The organism is Verminephrobacter aporrectodeae subsp. tuberculatae At4, from assembly GCF_000193225.1.
Classification (GTDB): domain Bacteria; phylum Pseudomonadota; class Gammaproteobacteria; order Burkholderiales; family Burkholderiaceae_C; genus Acidovorax; species Acidovorax aporrectodeae.
Window position 1 is genome coordinate 1 of sequence record NZ_AFAL01000949.1, and the last position, 4,423, is coordinate 4,423.

Genomic DNA, 4,423 nt, shown 5'->3' on the forward strand with positions numbered 1-4,423 from the left:
GCCATTGTGCCCTGGCCCGGTCCGAGGACCATACGGCGCTCCTGCAATGCCCCATGGTCCAAGCCTTTGATCTCTGCATTCGCGGCGCCGGCATCGTGGGCAGCACCCTGGCCTTGCCTTGCTGCTCGCGCGCGAACAGCTGAGAGTGGCCATGGTCCCGGGCCCCGATCCCCAAGATCGGCTTGCTCGGTCAATACCGTAGGAGTAGTACACTTGCGGGCTTCAATAATTGCGGAGTTCCCAAGTGGGCACTTGTTCGAGTGACAGTAGTCAGCCGGTTCCAATGACCGGCATCCCCTCGGCAAGATAACGCGCAGGCATTCCCTGCCGCTGTCTCGCCGAACGCGAGAGGCGGCAACCACGTCGCAGCATCCGCTGCACGTCATTCCCCTCCCAGACAACTTATTGGCTGATCGCCTTATGGTGGTCGGCTGCGAACATCGCTTGCCGTGAGCGGCCAGCGGGCTTGTCGTGTGCACCAAATGCGGTGCCACGCGTGAGCCGTGCACACGACAGGGCTTCGCCTCGATCCGAGAGGAGAACGCTGTGCGCATGACCCGTATTCGACACCCCGGCCACTTCGGCGCGGCCTACCCGCCACTCCGGCCGGCCCTGCTGAGTGCAGTTCTGCTGGCGGCCAATGCCGCCCACGCGGCACGCCCCATGATTACCGACGATGATGGTTTTCAATCGGCCTGCGCCTGCTCTCGGTGCCGTTTCTACCGTGACGTCATGGCTGTCAAAGGACATTAGCAAACTATGCCTGACCCTGAATATTGGCCGCCTGCCTGAGCACACTTTCACCCGTGTGAAACGGGCAGGCTTCCTCGGAGAACAAGAATGAACTTCACACTGCTGAAAGAGCTGTTCGCAGGCTTCCTGCGCACCCGTCACCTTGCCCGACACTTCCGCCGCCTGGCGCTTCTGGACACCCTTGCCCAGACCGGCGTCAGCCGCGAAGTGCCGCCGACGCTTACCCAGACCCTGGTCAGCGCTGCCACGGCAGAAGCCGACACCTTGCTGCGGAAACTGGAGAGTCATGCCGATGGCTTGTCCGAGTCGCAAGCAGAGGCCGTTCGTGCCCGGGTCGGCCCGAACGAGATCGAACATGAGAGGCCGCTGCCCTGGTGGACACACCTGTGGCACTGCTACAAAAATCCATTCAACCTGCTGCTGACGCTGCTGGCCGTCATCTCCTACCTCACCGAGGACATGAAGGCCACCGTCGTGATCGGCACGATGGTGGTGCTCTCCACCTTGTTGCGCTTCTGGCAGGAGGCCAAGTCCAACAAGGCCGCCGATGCCCTCAAGGCCATGGTCAGCAACACGGCCACCGTCATCCGCCGTGACCTGTCCGAGGACGCCGCGCCGATATTCGAGCAGTATTACGGCGTGCATCTGCATGTGAAAGACGCCAAGCGCATAGAGCTGCCGATCAAACTGCTGGTGCCCGGCGATCTGATCGTGCTGTCGGCGGGCGACATGATCCCGGCCGACTGCCGCGTGCTCACTGCCAAGGATCTGTTTGTGGCGCAAGCCGCCATGACTGGTGAGTCGATGCCGGTGGAGAAGTTCGCCGCCCAGCGCGACGCCAAGGCGATCAACCCGCTGGAACTCGACAACATCCTGTTCATGGGCACCAACGTGGTGTCCGGCTTGGCCACGGCCGTGGTGCTCGGTACCGGCAACGCCACCTATTTCGGCGCATTGGCTTCCCGCGTCACCGCCACTGACCGTGCGCCAACGGCGTTCCAGTCCGGCGTCAACAAGGTGAGCTGGCTGCTGATCCGTTTCATGTTCGTGATGGCGCCGCTGGTCCTGTTCATCAACGGGTTCACCAAGGGTGATTGGATGGAAGCGCTGCTGTTCGCGCTGTCCATTGCCGTGGGGTTGACGCCAGAGATGCTGCCGATGATCGTGACCTCGACGCTGGCCAAGGGTGCGGTGTTCCTGTCGCGCAAGAAAGTCATCGTCAAACGGCTGGACGCTATCCAGAACTTCGGCGCCATGGACGTGCTGTGCACCGACAAGACCGGCACACTGACCCAGGACAAGATTTTCCTGGCGCGGCACGTTGATGTCTGGGGAGAAGAGTCCGACGAGGTGCTTGAAATGGCTTACCTCAACAGCTACTACCAGACCGGTCTGAAGAACCTGCTGGACGTAGCGGTGCTCGAACACGTTGATGTGCATCAGGAGCTGAACCCGGCCAACAACTACCGCAAGGTCGATGAGATTCCGTTCGACTTCAACCGTCGTCGTATGTCGGTGGTGGTGAGCGAGCGCGAGGATCACCACGAGTTGATTACCAAAGGCGCGGTCGAGGAAATCCTCGCCGTTTGCACGCGTGTGCGCCATGGAGACGCCATCGAGCCGCTGACGCCCGAACTGCTGACTCGTATCCGCGACGTCACCGCTGCACTGAACGAAGAGGGCCTGCGTGTGGTGGCTGTGGCCGCCAAGGAAGTACCGCCGAGCAAAGAGACCTACGGTGTGGCCGACGAGTCGGAACTGACACTGATCGGGTACGTGGCCTTCCTTGATCCGCCGAAAGAATCGACGGCTCCGGCACTGAAGGCGCTGGCCGAGCATGGAGTGGCGGTCAAGGTGCTGACCGGCGACAACGAGCTGGTCACGGCCAAGATTCTCCGCAAAGTCGGGCTGGAACAGCAGGGCGTGCTACTGGGCAGCGACATCGAGCGCATGAGCGACAAGGTGCTGGCTGAAGCCGTGGAGAGCCACAACGTCTTTGCCAAGCTCACGCCCTCACACAAGGAGCGCATCGTGCGCTTGCTCAAAGCCAACGGCCATGTCGTGGGCTTCATGGGTGACGGCATCAACGATGCGCCTGCCTTGCGCACCGCCGACATCGGCATCTCGGTGGACACGGCGGTGGACATCGCCAAGGAAGCGGCCGACATCATCCTGCTGGAAAAGAGCTTGATGGTCTTGGAGGAAGGCGTGCTCGAAGGCCGCCGCACCTTCGCCAACATGCTCAAGTACATCAAGATGACTGCCAGCTCCAACTTCGGCAACGTGTTCTCGGTGCTGGTGGCCTCGGCTTTCATCCCCTTCCTGCCGATGCTGCCGATGCACCTGCTGGTACAGAACCTGCTGTACGACATCTCGCAGATCGCCATCCCGTTCGACAATGTGGATGAAGAACTGCTGAAGAAGCCGCAGCGCTGGCAACCGGGCGACGTGGGGCGCTTCATGGTGTTCTTTGGGCCGATCAGCTCGATTTTCGACATCACCACCTACGCCATGATGTGGTTCGTGTTCAGCGCCAACACGCCCGAGGAGCAGACCTTGTTCCAGTCCGGTTGGTTCATTGTTGGCTTGCTGACGCAGACCTTGATCGTGCACATGATCCGCACGCCGAAGATTCCGTTCATCCAGAGCCGGGCGGCCACGCCGCTGCTGGTGATGACGGCGGTGATCATGACCATCGGAATCTTCTTGCCGATGGGGCCGTTGGCGCACTACTTCAAGCTGCAAGCACTACCGCCGCTGTACTTCGCGTTCCTGCCGCTGATTCTGCTGGCCTACATGGGGCTGACCCAGGCCATGAAGGGCATCTATTTCCGCCGCTACGGCTGGCAATAAGGAGACGAGCATGGAGGCGATTCACAACATCAACCTGACCTCCCTGCTCGACACCCTGATCAGCCTCGCCGCCGCCTTTGTGCTCGGCGGGCTGATCGGCTTCGAGCGACAGGTCCGGCAACGCACGGCGGGGCTGCGTACCAATGTGTTGGTGGCAGTTGGCGCGGCCTTGTTCGTGGACATGGCTAATCGGCTGCACGGTCACGATGGCGCGGCGCATGTCATGGCTTACGTGGTGTCCGGCATCGGCTTTCTGGGTGCGGGCGTGATCATGCGTGAAGAGGGTAATGTGCGTGGCCTGAATACCGCAGCGACGCTGTGGGGATCAGCAGCCGTGGGCGCAGCGGCCGGGGCTGATCTGATCGTCGAAGCGGTACTGGGTGCGTTGTTCGTGTTGGCGGCCAACACCCTGCTGCGCCCCATCGTCAACACCATCAACCGTAAGCCGCTGGATGTGGAATCTGTGGAGGTAACGAACACCGTCTATGTGGTTGCCGAGCGGGCGCATCAGAAGATGGTCATGGCCCAGCTCGAAGAAGAGCTGGACCGCAGCAACTATCCAACCCACGACCTCGACATCCACGCCTTCGGCGAGGAAGATGTCGAGATCGAGGCGACGTTGGCAGCTACCTCCGTCGATGGCAACAAGCTGGATGCGTTGGTCAAACGGCTGACAGCACTACCGGCTGTCCGGCAGGCATTCTGGAGTCCAAGCACCACCGAATGATCTGACACTACCCAAGGCGGCCGAGCATTCTCTCGCCTTTGAGGCGTAGCTCCCTTTTTTTGCGCGGCTCGATGGTGCAAAAGGGATAGT

3 protein-coding genes and 1 pseudogene are annotated in these 4,423 nt (G+C 61.3%); 3 read left to right on the forward strand and 1 reads right to left on the reverse strand.

All coding sequences use genetic code 11. From position 1 onward, the window contains the following. Positions 1 to 53 precede the first annotated feature (53 nt). Positions 54 to 175: pseudogene (locus VTU_RS35490) on the forward strand (FAD-dependent monooxygenase); the annotation flags it as partial. 227 nt (positions 176 to 402) lie between these two features. Here VTU_RS35490 and VTU_RS33250 read toward each other — a convergent pair. Further along, the gene (locus VTU_RS33250; protein WP_138928011.1) at positions 403 to 690 is read right to left on the reverse strand and encodes a hypothetical protein; all 288 of its coding nucleotides are present in this window, start codon (positions 688 to 690) and stop codon (positions 403 to 405) included. Positions 691 to 840: 150 nt separating this feature from the next. On the opposite strand from VTU_RS33250, the gene mgtA reads away from it, so the two are divergent. Next, complete coding sequence (mgtA, locus tag VTU_RS0122445; protein ID WP_010109535.1) at positions 841 to 3,606, forward strand: magnesium-translocating P-type ATPase; 2,766 nt, start codon at positions 841 to 843, stop codon at positions 3,604 to 3,606. Positions 3,607 to 3,616: 10 nt separating this feature from the next. Beyond that, positions 3,617 to 4,333, forward strand: a complete 717-nt coding sequence (locus VTU_RS0122450) for an MgtC/SapB family protein (protein WP_010109537.1) — start codon at positions 3,617 to 3,619, stop codon at positions 4,331 to 4,333. Positions 4,334 to 4,423 lie beyond the last annotated feature (90 nt).